The organism is Aminobacter sp. P4_D5 (assembly GCF_056401815.1).
In genome coordinates, this window is the sequence record NZ_JBFUIP010000448.1 from 1 (window position 1) to 982 (window position 982).

Here is a 982-nt window from a genome sequence, read left to right on the forward strand (position 1 = left end):
GCGCGGGTCGAGATATTTTTCGGCGAGCAACTGGAATGACGGCACCGCGAAGCGGCCGTCGGGTAGCTCGAAACGGCCCGAAAGTGCCGCCCGCGCGCCTTTGGTGCCGAGCGGCACGACATGCTCGGTCACGGTTTCAAAGATCTGCGGCTTGCCATTGTCGTCACGCACGAAAAGCCCGTGTTCGGCAGTTCCGGGAGCGTCGACCACCAGCCAGGTCGCGTTGGAATAACGCACGATGTAATCGACGTCGATCTTCCGCGCCTTGAGCAGTTCGTGCACCACGGCAAGGATCAGCAGACCGTCGGTGCCGGGGCGGATGCCGATCCAGTTGTCGGCGACGGACGAATAGCCGGTGCGCACCGGATTGACCGAAACGAAGCGCGCGCCGCGTTTCTTGAGCTTCGAAATGCCGATCTTGATCGGGTTGGAATCATGGTCCTCGGCAACGCCGAACATGACGAACAGCTTTGTCCGATCCCAATCGGGCGCACCGAACTCCCAGAACGCCCCGCCGATGGTCATGATACCGGCCGCTGCCATGTTGACCGAGCAGAAGCCGCCATGCGCGGCGTAGTTCGGCGTGCCGAACTGCTGTGCCCAAAAGCCAGTCAGCGACTGCGACTGGTCGCGCCCGGTGAAAAAGGCAAGTTTTTTCGGATCTTCGTGCCGCACCCCGTCCAGCCAGCTGGTCGCGAGCGACAATGCCTCKTCCCAGGAAATCTCCTTGAACTCGCCCGAACCGCGCGGACCGGTCCTGAGCAGCGGCGCCCGCAGCCGAGCCGGGGCGTAATGCTGCATGATGCCAGCCGAGCCCTTGGCGCACAAAACGCCGCGATTGACCGGATGATCGCGATTACCTTCGATGTAGCGGATCTTGCCGTCCTTGATGTGGACGTCGATGCCGCAGCGGCAGGCGCACATGTAGCAGGTGGTCTTGCGAACCTCGTCGGAAACGGGTTCCGAAAGCGCTACGTGTGGT

General features: G+C 62.5%; 1 protein-coding gene. It reads right to left on the minus strand.

Annotation, left to right across the window (positions count from 1 at the left end):
- The coding region (locus AC1DWF_RS32645; protein ID WP_476842662.1) for a molybdopterin-dependent oxidoreductase at positions 1–982 on the minus strand (982 nt) is incomplete at both ends.